Raw genomic sequence first — 19,143 nt, forward strand, 5'->3', positions numbered from 1 at the left:
TATGAAGAGGTAGTTGACAGTTTTTATGACGGATATTTTAACCCTAAACCCCCTCGTCATACTACGTCTTCATTATACAAAAAATAGTGCAAGATAGAAATTACTTTCTTTCTTACACTATTTATGGTACTAAACCCCTCCATCAATATTCCGGATTTTGGGCTGGTCCTTATAGGGTCAGTCCCTTTTTTCTGGCTTTTAATCCCACTAAATGTTAAAATTATAATATATACCAAAGAAAAAGGAGCAGATATGACGCTTGCTAATGAATTATTTCAAAGACTATGGAACTCTGCTGATATCTTGCGTTCCAATATGGATGCTTCCGAATATAAATCCTATCTCCTAGGGCTTATTTTCTACAAGTACCTATCAGATATCCAATTGGAAGAAGTGGCAGAACTCTTAGAACTTGATAAGGATACGACCCTCGATCAAATAGACGATGAATATAGAAAATACTACTATAGCGAAGATGGGGAAGACCTAATCGAAGAATTGACCTACAAATTCTCCTATGTAATAAAACCTCAGCTAACCTATACCCACTTCCTAAAGGAAATCGACTCCAAGGAATTTGAACTAGACCACCTGGCCCAAGGCTTTAGCGAAATAGAACAAGCCTCCCCAGCCTTCCAGAACCTCTTTGAAGATGTAGACCTTTACTCCAAACGCCTAGGCTCATCCCTCCAAAAGCAAAACGAAACTATATCAAGGGTAATGAAGGAGCTATCAGGCCTCGACCTATCCAAATACACAGGGGATGTCCTTGGCGATGTCTACGAATATATGATAGGAGAATTTGCTACAGAATCTGGCAAGAAGGCTGGAGAATTCTACACCCCTCAAGAAGTATCATCCCTTATGGCAAGAATCGCCATGGAAGGCAAGGAAGACCTCAAAGGCTTTACAGTCTTTGACCCAACCATGGGATCAGGGTCTCTCCTCCTTAACCCTAGAAAATACTCCAATGAGAGAGACTCCATCCACTACTACGGTCAAGAAAAAAATAACTCAACCTACAACCTCGCTAGGATGAACATGATCCTCCACTCCATCCCTATGGCATCCCAAAGCCTATCCTATGGAGATAGCCTGGCTGAAGACTGGCCGGTAGATGAACCAACTGCCTTCGATGCAGTCCTTATGAACCCACCCTACTCAGCCAAGTACTCTGCCAACAAGGGCTTCCTCGATGATCCTAGGTTTGCCTCCTACGGCATCCTCCCTCCAAAGTCCAAGGCCGATATGGCCTTCCTCCTCCATGGCTATTACCACCTAAAACACGATGGAGTCATGGTCATAGTCCTCCCCCATGGGCCACTCTTTAGAGGGGCATCCGAAGGAAAAATCAGACAAAAACTCCTAGAAAATGGATCCATAGATGGGGTCATAGGTCTCCCACAAAACGTCTTCTACAACACATCTATCCCTACCATCCTAATGATCCTAAAGAAAAACAAAGAGGATAGATCAGTCTTCTTTGTAGATGCCAAGGACCAATACGAGAAGTCTGGTACTAGAAATATCCTAACAGAAGAAAATATAGACAAGATCTACAAGACCTATATAGAAAGAAAGGATGTGGACAAGTTCGCCCACCTGGCAAGCTTCGAAGAGATAGAAGAAAATGACTTCAACCTCAACATCCCCCGCTATGTGGATACCTTCGAGGAAGAAGAAGCCATCCCCCTTGATGAAATAGGCAAAGACCTTGCCGATAGCAAAAAGAAGTTAGCGATGACCAGGGCTGATATCATAGAAGACCTACAAAACCTAGTAGGAACAAATGATGAAAGCCAAAAAGACCTAGCAGCCTTCCTAAAATTATTGGGAGCTAGCAATGACTAAGAAAATACCTGAAATCAGATTTAAGGGCTTTGATGGGGAGTGGGAAGAGAAGAAACTAGAAAACTTAGCATCATTCTCCAAAGGTAGAGGATATACTAAATCAGATCTTATAGAAGAAGGAAATCCTATAATTTTATACGGGAGTATGTATACCGATCACAAATATTTAATAGATGATGTAAAAACATATGCGAATTTACAAAATAATTCAGTTATAAGTAATGGTGGAGAAGTAATAATCCCCTCCTCTGGGGAAACTCCAGAAGATATATCAATAGCCTCTACAATAAAAAATGCTGGTGTTATAATTGGCGGTGATTTAAATATAATAAAACCTAATGGATTAGATTCATTATTTTTAGCAATTAGCTTGTCAAACGGTTCAAATAAAAAAGAATTATCATCCAAAGCTGAAGGTGCTACAATATCACACCTTAAAAATAATGATATTAAAAATTCCAAGATAATTTACCCTACTCTAACCGAGCAAGAAAAGATTGGGGCTTTGTTTGAGAAGGTGGATGCTTTGATTGAGGAGCAGGCAGAGCTTGTCGACTCTTATAAAAATTTAAAGAAGTCCCTCCTCCAAAAAATCTTCCCTAGGGAGGGAGAAAAAATCCCCCAAATAAGATTCCCTGGTTTTGATGGGGAGTGGGAAAAAATTAAATTAGGACAAATTGGAGAAACATATAGTGGATTATCTGGTAAAAATAAAGACGATTTTGGTGTAGGAGATGGAAAATTTATAGAATTTTCTAATGTCTTATATAATCCCATTTCAGATAAAAATAAATTAGGACAAGTAAAAATTGATAAGAATCAAAATACTGTGAAAAACGGAGACATTCTTTTCAACTCATCTTCAGAAACTCCCGAAGAGGTAGGTATGTCTTCGGTACGGAATTTCAATATTGATAATATTTACTTAAATAGTTTCTGTTTTGGATTAAGACCGAATAGAGAATTAGACAATCACTTTATCGCTTATGAGTTAAGAAGTGATGCAACTAGAAAACAGATAAAAGTATTAGCACAAGGAATATCTAGGTATAACATATCTAGGAAAAAATTACTTGAAATTACAGTCTCCCTCCCCTCCCTCCCAGAGCAAAAAAAGATCGGGGATTTTTTCAAGAAGCTTGATGGGTTAATCGAGGGCGAGGAGAAGTATTTGGAGGACTTAAAGGGCATGAAGAAGGCCCTCTTACAGAAGATGTTTGTTTAAGGAGTTTGTATGGCTATTGTAGATATAAGTCAGGAGAGATTTTTAGAGGAAAATTTGATAGATTTCCTTGTCCAATCTGGCCATTGGACCTACCACCCAGAGCTAAATACCGAGGAGAAGCTTTGGGATAATCTGAGGGATATTATCGAGAAGAATAACAAGGCTATCCTCAAGGAGAATAGGCTAACGGACAAGGAGTTTGCCCAGGTCAAAAACCAACTAAGCTTTCCGTCCTTTTTTGAGGCTGCCAAGGCCCTCCGTGGGGAAAATGGCAAGGTTAAGGTCAGCGTCCAAAGGGAAGATCAGTCCTTGGGAAGGGTCATGCTCCTAATCCTAGATAATAGGGATATAGCAGGAGGTACGTCTGTGTATCAGATTATTAACCAGTATCAGGCTCCAAGGATTAGGCCCATGGATAGTGATTCTAGGTTTGATGTAAGCCTCCTTATTAATGGTCTGCCCCTAATCCATATCGAGTTAAAGTCAAGGGCTGTGGGCTATATGGAGTCCTTTAATCAGATTAGGGAATATGTTAGGGAGGGTAAGTTTAGGGGGATTTATTCTGCCTGTCAGATGTTTGTGGTATCTAATGGTGCCAATACCAGGTATATCGCCCCAGCAAGCCATGATAGGCTCAATGCCAAGTTCTTATCCCGTTGGGTTGATGAGGAGAATAATCCTATCGAAGACCTCTCGTCCTTTGCGAGGTCTGTACTTACTATCCCTGCTGCCCACAGGTTAGTGTCTAAGTATACGGTTTTGGACTATGATAATGAGTCTTTGATTATCCTAAGGCCCTACCAAATCCACGCTATCCGAGCTGTGATGGATGCCTTCAAGGCTGGCTCTGGTGGCTATGTATGGCATACTACTGGTTCTGGCAAGACCCTCACTTCCTACAAGGTTGCCAATAATCTCCTCGAAGTCCCTATGGTGGACAAGTCTGTTTTTATAGTGGACAGGGTCGACCTTGACAATCAAACAAGTGGAGCCTTTACTTCCTATGCCAAGGGAGATTTTGTAGATATAGATGAAACGGACAATGTGAGGGGGCTTGTTAGTAGGCTGATTGATGATAGGAAGTCTGTAATTGTTACTACTATTCAAAAGTTAAATTACCTTATCAAGAGGTATGAGGGAAAGAAGGATAGCAAGACTTGTAGGAAGCTAAGGGAGCTTTCTTTGGTTTTTGTAGTTGATGAGTGCCACAGGGCAGTATCTAGCGAGAAGCAGCTTGAGATAAATAGGTTTTTTAATAGGCCACGATGGTTTGGTTTTACTGGGACACCAATTTTTGCAGAAAATCAAAAGAAGGCTTACGGTAATCTCGCCCGTACCACAAAGGAGCAGTATGGCGACTGCCTCCACCAGTATACTGTAAGGCACGCCATCGAAGATAAGGCAGTCCTTGGTTTTCAACTTGAGTATAAGTCTACTATTAGCGAGGATGATTTCTACGATATTATAAAGACTAAGGATCCTGATATAGACTTTAATAATTCTGACAGGGCTTATTTGGAGAGTCTTATCGATAGGAAGTATTATGAGAAGGATGCCCATATGGTAGAGGTGATTGACACTATAGTCAACAAGTCTAGGCTAAAGTTTGGCCTTGATAGGGGTCCAGGCAAGACCTTCTCTGCTATCCTCACTACATCATCTATAGAAAAGGCTCAGAGGTATTATGAGCTATTTTGTGACTTGAAGGAAGGTAGGCTTGATATAAAGATATCCGATAAGGTCAGAAAGCTTATGCCAGATTTCCCTAAGGTCGCTATTACCTATTCCATAGCCCAAAACCAGGAAGAAACTGGCCTTAACAAGGAAAAAATGAAGAAGGCTCTGGCAGATTATAATGAAAGTTTTGGAACAAACTTTAGTCTTGATGAGGTCAAGGCCTACAATTCTAACCTCAATGAGAGGCTTGCTAGGAAGAAGTCCCTCTATGGAACAAGGTCTGAGCAAGTTGACCTAGTTATAGTAGTCGATAGGCTCCTTACGGGCTTTGACTCCCCTACTACTGCCCTCTTGTTTATAGATAGGGCCCCAATGACCCCTCAAAACCTAATCCAAGCCTTCTCTAGGACTAATAGAATCTATAATTCCTACAAGACCTACGGGCAAATCGTAACCTTCCAAACTCCAGAAATCTATGAGCAAAGGGTTGAAGAGGCCTTCTCCCTCTACTCTAACGGTGGAGAGGACTACATCAAGGCGCCTAGCTTTGATGAGAGCCTAGCCATCTTTGAAAATGCCCTCGCAAGCTTTAATGAATGTGTAGGAAGCCCTTCTGATGTGGATAAGCTAAAGACCCTAGATGAAAAAATGGCCTTCGCCAAGGCCTTTCAGGGACTAGATAAGGCCCTCGCCAATATCAGGGTCTATGGGGAGTATGATGAAGAAGAATTTTTTAAGAAATATGACCTCTCCTACAAGGCCCTAGAAGAATACAATGGCAAGTATGTCAATATTATCGAGGAGATTAGAGAAGAGTTGGGCGATAAGGAAGTTGAAGATGATAAGCTCCTTGATATAGGCTATGAAACCCTTACAGTAGGGGTAGATGAGATTGACTCCTCCTACCTCAATAGGCTTATGAATATAGCTAGCAAAAAGGGCCTAGACCTACCGAGGGATGAAAGGGAGAAGTCCAAGGAATTTATCGAGCTGAGGGAGAGTTTGGAGAAGGCGAGCAAGTCCAACCCAAAGAAAATCGACCTTTACAGGCAAGTTACAAATGAGATCTTGGCTGATCCTAGTAAGTATAAGGATGTCGATATGGGTCGATATATGGATAATATAGTTTATGGTATGTACGAACAAGGAATTACTAAGCTTGCCACGGAAACTAAGGTCCCCTACGATAAGGCAGACTACTATGCCAAGATTTATAAGAGGGAAAATGATAATGGCAACTACCTCCTAGAGTATGCCGATATAGACCAGGTCAAAAAAGAGCAAGACTTGAACCCCCTCAAGGCCAAGAAATATGTAAGGGGGAAGATATCTACCATTATGAAAGAAGACATAGAACCCTACAAGTCCTAGGTGCATGAGAAATATTAACTACCCTTCTCCACCTATTGTGTGTATTTTTATTAGCTATTAGCTTTGTATTTTAGTAGTATAGTAGTAGAAACACGGAGGAATTATGACTTATAAATTACTTAATAAAGAAAATTTTGATAAATTGAGCCTTGAAGCTTATTTGTATGAGCATGAGAAGACTAAGGCTAAGCTTGTTTATGTAAAGGCAGATGATGATAATAAGACTTTTGGTATAGGTTTTAGGACACCACCTAATGATTCTAAGGGCAAGGCCCACATTATGGAACATAGTGTCCTCAATGGATCTAAGAAGTTTAGGACCAAGGATCCCTTTATGGATATGGCTTCTTCTTCCCTACAGACCTTCCTCAATGCCATGACCTATCCTGACAAGACAGTTTTCCCTGTATCTAGTGAGAATGATAAGGATTTTAGAAACCTAGTCGATGTTTATTTAGATGCAGTTTTTAATCCTTGTGTAGTTGAAAAGAAGGAAATCTTGGACCAAGAGGGATGGCACTACAATCTCGAGGGGGATAAGATTTCTGGCATAAGTGGGGTTGTCTACAATGAGATGCAAGGAGCCCTCACTAATAGTGAAAGTAAGATTGCCAACGATATTAATGCTCTTTTGTTTAAGGATAGTCCTTATGAGTATATATCAGGTGGAGATCCTAAGGATATACCAGATCTAACTTATGAAGAGTTTATAGATTTTTATAAGAACCACTACCACCCATCCAACGCCGTAATATATTTGTATGGTAATTTGGATATTGATTATTTCCTAGACTTTATTGATGAGGAATATTTGAGCAAGTATGACTACAAGGACTTAGATTTTTCTATTGATGTTAAAGAAAATTATTATGAGGATGTAGTTGAGGGAGCCTATCCAGTATCTAAAGTCCAAGAAGATAGTGATTATTTGACCTATGCCTTCCTAGCTACTAGCGCCCTAGATATCAAGGATTATCTAACCCTCAATATCCTGACTAATACCCTCTTTAATATGGATTCTTCTAAGATTAGAGGAGAGGTTGTTGAGAAGTTAAATCCTGAGTATTTCTATGGTAGGGTAGGCTATGGAGTAAGATCTTCCATAATTATCCAAGCCCAAAGGACTTCTGCTAGCAAGGTAGATGACTTTGTAAATATTATAGAAGATGGCCTAAGGGATGCCAGCGAGAAGATCTCTGAGCAAAGCCTCAAGTCAGCCTTCAAGACCTTTGATTTTTCTCAAAGGGAGAGCCTCAATTCTACATCTAGGGGACTAAATTACTTCTTTATGATGAACTTTGATGGCGACCTCCTCGATGTCTTTAGGATAGTGGATGTCCTAGATGAGTTGAGGGGCTTGATAGGAACAAGCTATTACGAGGACTTTGTCAAAGAACACTTCCTAGACAATAAGACCAAGCTTGTCCATGTAGCTAGGCCTAGTGAAGAGATCCTACCAAGGGAAGTGGCTGCTTTTAATGAGAGGCTAGAGCTTGCCAATGAAAATATGAGCCAAGAAGACCTTGAAACTATAAAGAGTGACCTCGATAAGCTAGATGCTTACCAAAATAGGGTCAATACAGAAGAAGAAAAGGCGACCATTCCAAGACTTGATATCAAGGATGTCCCTACTACAACTACCCCTATACCAAGAAAGGTTATAGGAGATGACTTCGAATTCGTCCTCCATAACCTCCCTACTTCTGGTCTTATCTATGTGAGTGCCTACTTTAATGTAGACCACCTCGACCTAGACGATTTGAGATATCTGGCTATCCTAAGTGAGCTTCTTGGAGCTATAGATACAGAAAATATTTCCTACAAGGATATAGACGATATCCTCTGGCAATACCTTGCCTCCCTAAACTTTAATATAAATATTTTGAAGCTTGATAAAGATAAGTTTGAGAGGGACTTCAAGGTATCCTTTACTACAAGCAGGGAAGATTTTGATAAGGCTATGGGACTTGTGAAGGACTTTGCAGCCAACTCTATCTTTACCAACAAGGAAAGAATAGCAGAATTACTCAGGATGGCTAAGTCTATCTTTGAATCAGGTATGTATGACCAAGGCCATGTCCTTGCCATAAATAGGGCCAAGTCCCACATAGATAGGCTAAACTATATCAAGGAAGAAGTATCTGGTATCTCCTACTACCTCTTTGTAAAGAAGGTCCTAAAGGATATAGAGGCTGACTTCGAAGGCTTTAGGTCAAGGTTAGAAGAAGTCTATGCTAATATCTTTACCAAGAAGGTAAGTATAAATATCACAGCTAGTGGAGATGACCTAGACTTTGCCAAAGATAAGCTAAGCGAAAACCTAGATAAGCTAGGAGATATAAGGTCTAAGGTAGAAATAGCCTATGAACCAAGGGCTATCAAGGAAGCAGTCTTGACAGATGCCCCTGTAAATTACTGCTCACAAACTACCCTCCTTAGAGATGACCTCAGAGAATTTACAGGTAGCCTTGCCATCGCATCATCTATAGTATCCAACCCTTACCTCTATGAGCTAATAAGAGCAAAGGGTGGCGCCTACGGAGCTGGCATGTCAATAACTAGGACCCTCATCCTCCAAGCCTATTCTTATAGGGACCCTAATATTGACCTAACCCTCGAGAACTTCAAGAAAATAGCAAATATAACAGAAGAGCTTGAAATCGACCAAAGGGATTTTGAAAACCAACAAATCTCAACCATGGGAAGCTTCCTAAGACCTATCTCCCCTAAGCAAAAGGGCGAAGTGGACTTCATAGCCTACAAGGATAAGTCCTATAAGGGCACAACAGAAATCCTAGGAGAAGTTAAGGCTACAAGCCTTAAGGATATCAGAGCCTTAGCTCCATACTTCAGGAAGGCCTTGGAAGCAGAAAACTATACAATCTTTGGTAATAGGGAACAAATCCTTAAGAAAAAAGATAAGTTTGATAAAATTATTGATATAAATAATTAACATATTTTAAGTCGGGTATGATATAATTAAGAAAAGGAAGAAATTATGTCAGATAAAGATAAATTAACTAGGTCCCTTAGAGACCTTTACCAAGAATTGAATACAAAAGCTAAATCCATTCCCTTTGACAAAATTGGAGATAAAATCAAATCTTCAGTCAATAGTACAATAAGTAAGATTGATGAGTCGCTTAAGTTCAAGGACCTCCCCCAAACCCGCAATCCCAAGGTCTGCGCCCAAAAGCCACCCGAGAAGGAAAAGGGCATACTCTATACAGTATTTGCCATCTTTGGTTACATCATAGGAGGAAGCCTGTCTTTTATCTTCTTTTTTGAATTCTTTGATTATTGGAACCTAGTTTATATATTATTTTTTGTATTGTCTATACTAGGAACCCTTATAGTCCCTACTATTCTTTGGAAGAGGGGAGCCTACCTAAAGAAGCTTTCTAATAACTATGTTAGATTTTTGAGGGAGCTAGGGACAAATACAATGATTCCAATTAGGGACCTCGCTAGTGGAGTCAACCAAAGCGAAAAGGAAACTATAAGCGACCTAGTCCATATGATGAAAAATGGCTACTTTAAACAAGCTAGGATAGTAGAGGATGGCAAGTTTTTTATCCTAGACATACCAACTTTTAAGATCTATAAGCAAAAGCTAAGTGAGCTTCCATCCTACCAAAAGAAGACCCTAGCTAATCACGAAGAGGAAGAAGTTGAGCTTACAGCAGAGGATATAAATGCCCAAAGGGCCATGGAAATTATTGAAGAATCTCTAAGTAGTCTGGACAAGTTAGCTTCACTAAAAAAAGATATAAAAAATGCAGAATTTAAGGAAAATATTGCAAAGCTTGTGGACAATGCTTCAGATATTTTGAAGATTATTGATAAGTATCCGGACAAGGCCTATGGGCTTGGCAAATTTTCTACCTACTATCTTCCAACATCTATCAAGCTTGTCGATTCCTACAAGGATTTTGAGATGCTTAGTCTTGATGATGATGCCTTTTCTAAGTCCAAGGAAGATATTAATAAGTCAATCAAAGATATAGGCGAAGCCTTCTCCAACATAAAGAGCGATCTTTTGGAGGATAGGACCATGGATGTTAAGACAGAAATTGATACAATAAGTCTTCTTTTAAACCAAGAAGGCTACTTAGGAGATGATTGGAGGAACACAGATGAGTGATATCAAATTAACCCTAGATGGATCAAACCAAGACGATAAAAACCTAGATAAGATTGGAGAAGAAAAGTCGATAGAACTAATAGAGAATAATGTTAAATTTTCAGAAGACGAAGAGAAAATGATAGATGAATTTTCTCAAAAAATTGACATAGAAGATACCAATATTATTCTCCAATATGGATCAGGTGCCCAAAAGAAAATCTCAAAATTCTCAGAAAAAACCCTAGATTCTGTAAGAAATAAGGACCTTGGTGAAATAGGCGGGCTCCTTGACCAATTGATAGGATCAATTAAGTATATGGACGAAGAAGAGTCATCAGGTCCCTTTGGCTTCTTTAAGAAAACTACCAATAAACTTGACTCCATAAAGAATAAGTACCAAAGTGCTGAGAAAAACATAGATGAAATTACAAAAATCCTAGAAGGCCACCAAATAACCCTAATGAAAGACATTTCTATGCTTGATCAAATGTATGACCTAAATGAAGAATACTACAAAGAAATCTCTATGTATATAGAGGCAGGCAATAGGAAGCTAAAGCGTACTTACCAAGAAGACCTACCAGCACTTGAAAAAAAGGCAATGGAATCAAATCTTCCTCTGGATGCTCAAAAAATAAATGACCTTAAAAACCAAGCCAATCGCTTTGAAAAGAAGCTCCACGACCTAGACCTAACTAGGATGGTATCCATCCAAATGGCCCCACAAATTAGGATGGTCCAATCTTCAAACTCAATTATGGCTGAGAAAATTCAAACAACCCTAGTAAACACCATCCCCCTATGGAAAAACCAAATGGTACTAGCCCTAGGTATGAACCATACCAACAAAGCACTAGAAACCCAAAAAAGAGTAACAGACCTTACCAATGACCTCCTAAGGAAAAACGCAGATACCCTAAGGCAAAACACTGTAGAAACTGCAAAAGCTACCGAGAGGGGTATTATAGACCTAGATACGATAAGGCATACCAACCAGGCTCTAATCGAAACAATCGAAGAGGTTAGGAATATCCAAATCGAAGGTAAGAACAAGAGAGACTTGGCCCAAGCCGAAATCCAATCTTTGGAAAATGAATTAAAAACTAAGTTAAAAAACTAAGGAGATAGATATGAGTGAAACAATAGAATTCAAATTCGACTGCCAAATGCTAATAGCAGGTGAAGATCTAGACGAAGACGAAATCTTCGACTACATTACAGAAAACCTAGAAGGAGATAGCCTCCTTGCTGTAGGAGATGAGGAACTAATCAAGATCCACTTCCACTCAAACAAACCATGGGAAGTCTTAGAATACGCAGCAAGCCTAGGCGATATCCACGATGTAGTAATAGAAAATATGCAAAGACAAGCAGACGGCCTCCAAGGCTAAGAAAAACAAGCCCGGCGAGAGCTGGGTTTAACTTTCTTATAAGCTAGCTTTTTTCTACAAAAAACCGCCCCTTTAACTAGGGACGGTCAATTTTTGTCTGAAAATTAGTGGCTATATAAGTTTATAGTGTTTAATGATTAATTATACACTTATATATGATTATAGGATGGGAATTTAATCTATCAATAATTTTTATCTTTTATTATCCATTATTAATAGTTTTATTTATTATTGCCACTATTTTGCAATTTCTACTTATCTTAGAAGATTTAATTATCTGAACTAATGCCGTAGGCTTTTAGAATTTTTTCAGCTTTTTCTATTAGCTCTTCAGATTCTTTTAATAGTTTTTCTAAATCTCCTTTGATTGATTCAACTGTTTGAGGTGTATTTTCAAGTAGATATCTAGCTGCAGCTGCAGCAACCTTATTTTCATAAATAGACTTTTTAAGCTCTTCTAATTTTTCATTTAATTGTTTAGAATCTTCATCATCTTTGCCAGGTTTTTGTTGGTCCACTGGTTTAGGTTCTTCCTTATCAGAGTCTGATGGTTGCTCTGGTTTTACTTCTGATGGATCTTTTTTACTATCCTTTAATTTGCTTACAAAGTCTTCTAAGGCTTCTTCTAAATCTTCACTAGCCTTACTAATTTGATCAAGATTAGCATCATTATTTGTTAAGATATCAACAGCTTTTTTAATTTTAGCTTCTAGATTTTCTATATCCTCTTGAGATTCTTGATTTTCAGCTATAGTTTTATTAGCTTCATTTATTAAATCTTTTAATTTTGTTATAGCTTTCTCTTTTTCATTTTTATCTAAGGCATTACGGATATTTTCAAAGCTTTTATTTATTTGGTCTTGACTTGTTTTTTCATTAGCAAGTAAATCTTCAGCTTCTTTGATAAGTTTTTCTAAAGCTTCTTTTTGAGTATCGTCTAGATTCTTTAGTTCCTCTTTAGCTTTTTTTAGTATATCTTGAAGAAGAGTCTTGTCTAAAACAGGTTTTTTCACTAAATTATCAACGCTAGCTCTTATTTTATCAACTACTTTGTCTACTTCTTCTTGGCTTGCATCTTCTTTTTCCAAAAGTGCTTTACCCTCAGATATACTTGCTTTTAGTGCTTCTAAAGATTCTTCAGTGTATGAATCATCTTCCAAGAATTTACTTGCAAAATCAATTGCTATTTTTAAGGTTTGTTTATTTACAGTTATTGTATTTTCTTTTCTTTCTGCTGCATTTACCTTATCATTTGCTACAAGTAATGCCTCAACAGCCTCATCTACTTCTTCTTGGCTTACTTCATTATTATCTATGACTTCCTTAGCCTTAGCTAGGGCATTCTTAAATTCATTTACAAGCTCTTCAGAGTAACCTTCAAGATCCTTATTTATTAGTTGTCCATATACTTCTTCCAAGATAGTCTTATCAACTACAATAACTTCTTTTTCTTCTAGGTTAGTCTTAGCTTCAATTAGCTTAGATAATATTTGATCTATTTCTTCTTGGCTTATATCTTCACTATCTAAAGCTTTGTCAGCTTCTTCTAATGCCTTGTTAAATTCTTCTACGCTCTCTTCTGTATAGTCATCTAAGTTTAACTTACCTGAATTGATATCCTCAACTATATTATTATATACGTTTAATAGGTTTGTATTATCTACTTTTTCTTCCACTTTTTCAAGTGTATAGTAAGCTTCTCTTAGTTCTTCAAATGCTTTGTCTACATCTTCTTGGCTTGCATCCTCGTTTTCAAGAATAGCTTTTGCTGCTTCAAGTTTTTCTTTAAGCTTATTAGCACTATCCTCACTATATCCTTCTAGGTCTAGAGTACTTAGTTGCTTGTAAAGTTCTTCTAGTTTAGTTTTATCAACTATAACTTCAACTTCTTCTTTAGCTTTTTCTAGGTCTACAAAAGCTTCAAATAATTCTTGGATTAGATCTTGACTTTCTTTTTGACTTAGATTAGGATTGTTCAAAGCTTCTTTTGCCTTGTTAATCTTATCTTTCAAGTTTTCAACAGATTCGTCAGTGTAGCCATCAAAATAACCATTAGCTAGTTTTTCTTCATAGTCAGCTATTATTTTCTCAAGCTCTTGCTTATCTGCTAGTTTCTCGTGACTTTCCTTATCAAATTGTTCAAGTGTATCAATAGCCTTATTCAAAGCATCATCAGCTTGATCTATCATATCTTGAGTAGCATCACCTTCTTCAAGAAGTTTTTCTGCCTTAGATATAGCTTCTTTTAGTTTATCTATGCTCTCTTTCTTGTAGCCATCAGAATTGTATTCTATTATATCTTTAGCAAAAGCTAGATCATCTTTTAATTTTTCAACACTTACTGCATTCTCTATGGCTTTTTCTAGTTCTTCATTAACATCGTCTATATCACCTTGGCTTAAGCCCTTAGAATCCATTTTCAAAAGATATTTAGCAGCTTCTATAGCCTTCTTTAGATTCTTATAGGATTTTGTAGTTAAATTTTCTTCGCTATATTCGTCTTCTTGTGCTTTATTAAGGTTCTCGTTTAGCTCTGTAAAGTTTAACGTATTATTCTCTCTATCAACAACAAATACCTTAACTTCTTTTTTGGCAGATTTATTTTCGTCATCTATTACTGAATATTTAATTGTATGAGTTCCTGGCCTAGATGTGTCTATGCTTTCTGGATCAGCTTTTACTCTATCGGAAATTTCTTTATTATCCTTGGTGTATGCTTTTACTCCATCTAGTAAGTCTACTTTTTCATTTACGAAGACATACTTATCATAGGCAATGATTCTTGGAGCTTCACTTACTTCAGCTTCTTCATTTCCGCCTAGAGGAAGGTCTCCTCTTACAACTTTAACCTTTATACTTGATTTATTTCCAGCTAAATCTGTTACAGTATATGTTTTAGTAATTTCTTTTGAACCTTCGGATAGAGTAATTATATCATTTATAGATCCTTGAGTACCTTTCTCGTCATAACCAGTATAGGATGATATGTCATATGACTGTAACTTATATCCATCTTTTGTTATGTCAACGATAGGATTATTATCGCTAAAGTTTAATTCAAGCTTTACAGTATCCCCAGGAGTTATGACTGTAATATCTCTACCATAGTCATTCCTAATTGTAGCCATATTATCAGGGGTATTAATTGAAAACTCTGGTGCTGTGGCATCTACCCAGAACCTTCTTGAAATTCCTTTTTCCCTATCATTTTTCTTATCTATTACCATTATAGGTGTATCATAGAAACCATCTTCTAGATTTATAATTTGGTCGAAAGTATATACTTTACCATAGTACATTTCTTCGCCCTTTAGAGGATTGATAACATGCTCATGTTCTTTCACTTCAAAGTCGATGTTTGTATTACCATATTTTATTTCATCAATATTATCCCAACCATAAACTGTACCTTTGAATTCTATCTTATTGGTTGAATATCCAACTAATAAGTCAGGTTTTTGTAGAACAATTTGAAGATCTCCAAAGCCCATTATATTAGGGTCATTACCTACTTCAAATTTAGATTCTGGTGATTTGACACCATCTTTTATAGAGTATAGGTATAGGATATCGCCATCTTCTAAGGTTAGGTCTTTTATTGCAAAGGTGAACTTTCCATTATCATTAGATTTTACTCTAGCAAGTTCTTCTCTATTGCCATCTACTTCTTTTTCTAATACAACATCTGCAGCTTTTCTATATGCATCTCCTGTTATGTCTGTATCTTTAAAGATATAACCACCATCCACTGAAGGTTCAACAATTTCTTCTTTAGCAGGTTCTTCTGGAGCTGGTTGAGCTTCTCCTACTACAAATTTAGATTCTGATGATTTAACTTCGTCTTTTATAGTGTAGAGGTAGAGGATATCTCCATCTGCTAAGGTTAAGTCTTTTATTTCAAATGTGAAATTACCATCAGCATTAGATTTTACTCTAGCTATTTCTTCTCTCTTTCCATCTACTTCTTTTTCTAGCACAACATCTGCATCTGCTCTATTAGCATTTCCTGTTATATTTGTATCTTTTAAGATTTTTCCACCATCTACTGTAGGTGCAAGGATTTTTTCCAAGGCTTGTTTTTCTACTTCAATTTGTTTTACATTTATAGCTTTATCATATACGCCAATCTTTAATTTGCTATCATATTTGAATTTCTCGCCTAAATTGATCTCGTATACTCCATCAAACCTATCTCCATCTACCCTTACTTTTGATAATTGATCTTCGCCATATATATCTATATAAGGAATAGAAAAATTACCAGCCAATATTTCATCATATTTATCTGCAGAAGATATAAAGATTTCATAGATACCACTCAAGTCATCTTTTGCTCTAAATCTTACAGTATTATTTTCTGGATTGTAAGTTGCTTCTTCAACTATTTCAGCTTCTTTAGTATCAGATTTCACTTCAAAACGTATTACTTGAGGATCGGAATTTTTCTTAAAGTAAGCCTTAACTGTATAGTATACACTCTTTCCATTTTCTATAGGTTTGCCATCAACTTTTCCATCCCAGATACTTTCATCAAACATGGTAATAGGTGATGCACCTTGATCCATTCTATTAATTTTTCTACCATCTTCACTTCTACCTAGATTTCTAAGTACATTTCCATTTTTATCTTCTATAGTAAAGTCTATATGGTCATAGTTCCTCAAGACACTTGTTCTAAATACGAAGTTTTCATACATACCTAAGTTATTAGAGTTAATATATACTGGATTATATGTTAATGGATCGTATGTGTTACCAAGGAAGTCAAAAGTAACTAATCCTGTTTGTGTGAATATAGGATCATTTGTCTTATCATCATCTAATAAATTTGTAGCAGGCTCATCTAGAACATGACCAGCTTCAAAATCACCATAATAGCCTAAGAATGGCAATGATAGGTCACTATCACCATCTAGTGATTTGAAGTTTACAAATCCCTCTACAAATGATTCTTCTTTAAGGTCTTCCAGTTTTATAGATTTTGATATATCCAGTGTAACTTTTACAGTCTTACTTGAATTAGCAGGAACTACTACTCTCCTAGGACTATCGAATTTGGCTTCTTCAAGTGGCAATGATTCTTCGATTAGATAGCTATTTCCTTCTTCATCACTTGCTACTGCATCTGTTAGTGCATCTCCACTTATAGAGTAAGATTTAGCCTTGGTTGACTTATTATGGATAGTAAATTCCATAGTAACTTCATCATCAGTGAAAGAACCTAGTTCTACTTTTGGAGTATTATCTTTCTTATTTAAGATATATACTTCAGTCTTTAGGGCATCCTCAAGGTTCATCATTCCACTACCTTGTTGTCTAACAAGATATAGGTTACCATTAGGATTTATCATAGGTTTTGCAGTATTCATCATCAAAGCTTTTGCTAGATTTGATATATCTGCTCCTTTTACATCACCAAATACATTTTTATCGTTTCGAATTCTTTGATATACAAGGGCTGTTGCACCTGCCATATGTGGTGTAGCCATTGATGTACCAGACATATTTACATATCCGTCATCATTGTCAGTCGAATAGATATTTCCACCTGGAGCAGTTATCTCAGGTTTTATTTGTAAGTTTGGCGTTGTACCCCAAGATGAGAATGATGAAATTTGTCCACCTGTAGCATCTTCAAACTCTAACATTTCCTCAGGGAAAGATATACTCACCTTATCCAAATTATTTACAACTTCTAGACCAGCGTTTCTACCAACTATAGCAAATGGAATTTTAGCTAATTCTCCACCAGCCATATTGATTAGAACTTCTGAGTCTGCTCTTTCGTTATTATATATTACTACGGCTTTCGCACCAGCATTTTGTGCATTTACTATAGTGTCTGCAAAAGTATTTCCTCTTTCTACAAATACAACTTTTCCAGCTACTTCTGGATGATTATCAAATGAAGCCTTATCTCCAGGTGCACTTGATCCTTCACCCTTATTATTTGAATCTATATATGCTATATCTGCCCCACTGACAGTACTTAGACCTTGCTCCCATGGTTTAGGTGATCCATCAGCGTAGTTTAAAGAGCTTTGCTTATCTTCACCATTTAAAGTGTATTTGAGGGCATAATAATGAACATTAGTATTATTTGCAGATGCTACTGACAAAGTGTCATCATAAAGTGAAGGAGAGCCTAAAACTCCTGTATCCTTTGTACTCTCAAGCGGAAGAGCATATGAGTGAGCCAAATAATTTGCAAAGTTTGCAGCACCTGTCATTGTATTATGCTCATTACCAGCAGCAATAGAAACTAGTATACCAGCATCTTGAGCTTTTTTGATTGCCACTTCTTCTACGCCACCATAAACATAGGATCCTGCTGGAGCTCCTAGGGACATATTTATTGCATCAGCTCCAAGTGATATAGCATCATCTATCGCCTTGGCATAGATATCAGAAAAAGTTGTGGCATATAAAGGGTCATCAGAGAATACCTTCATACCCAATATTTGGGCTTCAGGAGCAACTCCCCTTATTCCTCCATTTTCTGGATCACCGTTAGCTGCTATGGTTCCAGCAACGTGTTGACCGTGGTTTGATACAGATGATTTTATATTATGTGTTCTATCATAATAGTTGTAAGCATAAGGGAATTTTTCATTATAATATCTTCCAGGAAGATTGTGTTCTCTTATAATTGCATCAACCTTTTCTTCATTTAGTTTTGCCTTTGATGGGTCTGTAATTTTGAAATCCTTATGATTTACATCATAACCAGAATCAATTACAGCTACAACCATACCTTCACCCTTATATCCAACTTCCCAAGCTGTTGGTGAGCCGATCATATCATTTGATGAAGTCATCATTGGTACACTAGGAGGTGCATTAAATTCGTTTACTGGATAAACTTCTTTTACATTTTTGATTTTCTTTACCTTCTCTAGGTCCTTGGCCTTTATATATGTAGAGAAACCGTTTAATACAGTTGTAAAAGACTCTCCTGCATCCTCACTACCTTCTTTGGAGTCTGTCATCTCAATATTTTTTTTATCGATTTCATCTTTAACTTCATTTTGCTTTACTTCTAGATCTTTCTTACGACTTTCTAAGTCACTTGCACTTAGGTCTTTTACATTTTTGCCCTCTTTTTGGACTTGCTCTAGAATTGATTCATCTTTAACTTCTACTACTACTCTTATCTTTTCGTTTTTATTGGTTTCAGCAAGCTCATCTAAATCTATTTTTTTAGAGATGTTTAAGCTGTCTGAATCAGCAGTACTTTTCGGATTATTATCGTCTTTAGTGCTCGCAAATGCACTAGCTGTTGGAGTTGCAAGCATAGAGATAGCTAATAAAGCCGACAGTATCTTATAATTATTGATTTTCATGTATTTTTAACCTCCTAATTAGGTATATTATATACTATATAAAAACCATTTGCAAGTTCTTAATATAAAATTTACATGGAGAATTACTTATATACGTTAAATCACTACATTTTTGTATTCTTATAAGAATTTTATAACACATTCCCTCGCAAAAGCATC

General features: G+C 37.0%; 8 protein-coding genes. 7 read left to right on the forward strand and 1 reads right to left on the reverse strand.

The features are described 5' to 3' along the window. The first annotated feature begins 252 nt into the window (after positions 1-252). The 7 genes from MUN42_RS07020 to MUN42_RS07050 all read left to right on the forward strand — a co-directional run bounded on the left by MUN42_RS07020 (position 253) and on the right by MUN42_RS07050 (position 11,641). Positions 253-1,851, forward strand: coding sequence for a type I restriction-modification system subunit M (locus tag MUN42_RS07020; protein WP_243343926.1), 1,599 nt, complete (start codon positions 253-255; stop codon positions 1,849-1,851). Further along, on the forward strand, positions 1,844-3,076 hold the full coding sequence (locus tag MUN42_RS07025) for a restriction endonuclease subunit S (protein ID WP_243343927.1): 1,233 nt from the start codon (positions 1,844-1,846) through the stop codon (positions 3,074-3,076). Before MUN42_RS07020 ends, MUN42_RS07025 begins: the two co-directional genes overlap by 8 nt. 9 nt (positions 3,077-3,085) lie before the next feature. After that, positions 3,086-6,124, forward strand: coding sequence for a type I restriction endonuclease subunit R (locus MUN42_RS07030; RefSeq protein WP_243343928.1), 3,039 nt, complete (start codon positions 3,086-3,088; stop codon positions 6,122-6,124). 103 nt (positions 6,125-6,227) lie between these two features. Continuing rightward, positions 6,228-9,077: an insulinase family protein gene (locus MUN42_RS07035; RefSeq protein ID WP_243343929.1), complete on the forward strand. Its 2,850-nt coding sequence runs from the start codon at positions 6,228-6,230 to the stop codon at positions 9,075-9,077. A 45-nt stretch (positions 9,078-9,122) separates the two neighbouring features. Continuing rightward, entirely contained in the window at positions 9,123-10,268 is a 1,146-nt protein-coding gene (locus MUN42_RS07040; RefSeq protein WP_243343930.1) for a 5-bromo-4-chloroindolyl phosphate hydrolysis family protein, read from the forward strand. Next, on the forward strand, positions 10,261-11,370 hold the full coding sequence (locus MUN42_RS07045; RefSeq protein ID WP_243343931.1) for a toxic anion resistance protein: 1,110 nt from the start codon (positions 10,261-10,263) through the stop codon (positions 11,368-11,370). The genes MUN42_RS07040 and MUN42_RS07045 overlap by 8 nt, the downstream gene beginning before the upstream one ends. 10 nt (positions 11,371-11,380) lie before the next feature. Further along, positions 11,381-11,641, forward strand: a complete 261-nt coding sequence (locus MUN42_RS07050) for a kinase to dihydroxyacetone kinase (RefSeq protein WP_243343932.1) — start codon at positions 11,381-11,383, stop codon at positions 11,639-11,641. Positions 11,642-11,910: 269 nt separating this feature from the next. On the opposite strand, the gene MUN42_RS07055 is transcribed toward MUN42_RS07050, so the two are convergent. Next, positions 11,911-18,984, reverse strand: a complete 7,074-nt coding sequence (locus tag MUN42_RS07055) for a S8 family serine peptidase (protein ID WP_243343934.1) — start codon at positions 18,982-18,984, stop codon at positions 11,911-11,913. Between the last annotated feature and the right edge of the window lie 159 nt (positions 18,985-19,143).

It is taken from the genome of Anaerococcus sp. AGMB09787 (assembly GCF_022808955.1).
In the GTDB taxonomy this organism is placed as follows: domain Bacteria; phylum Bacillota; class Clostridia; order Tissierellales; family Peptoniphilaceae; genus Anaerococcus.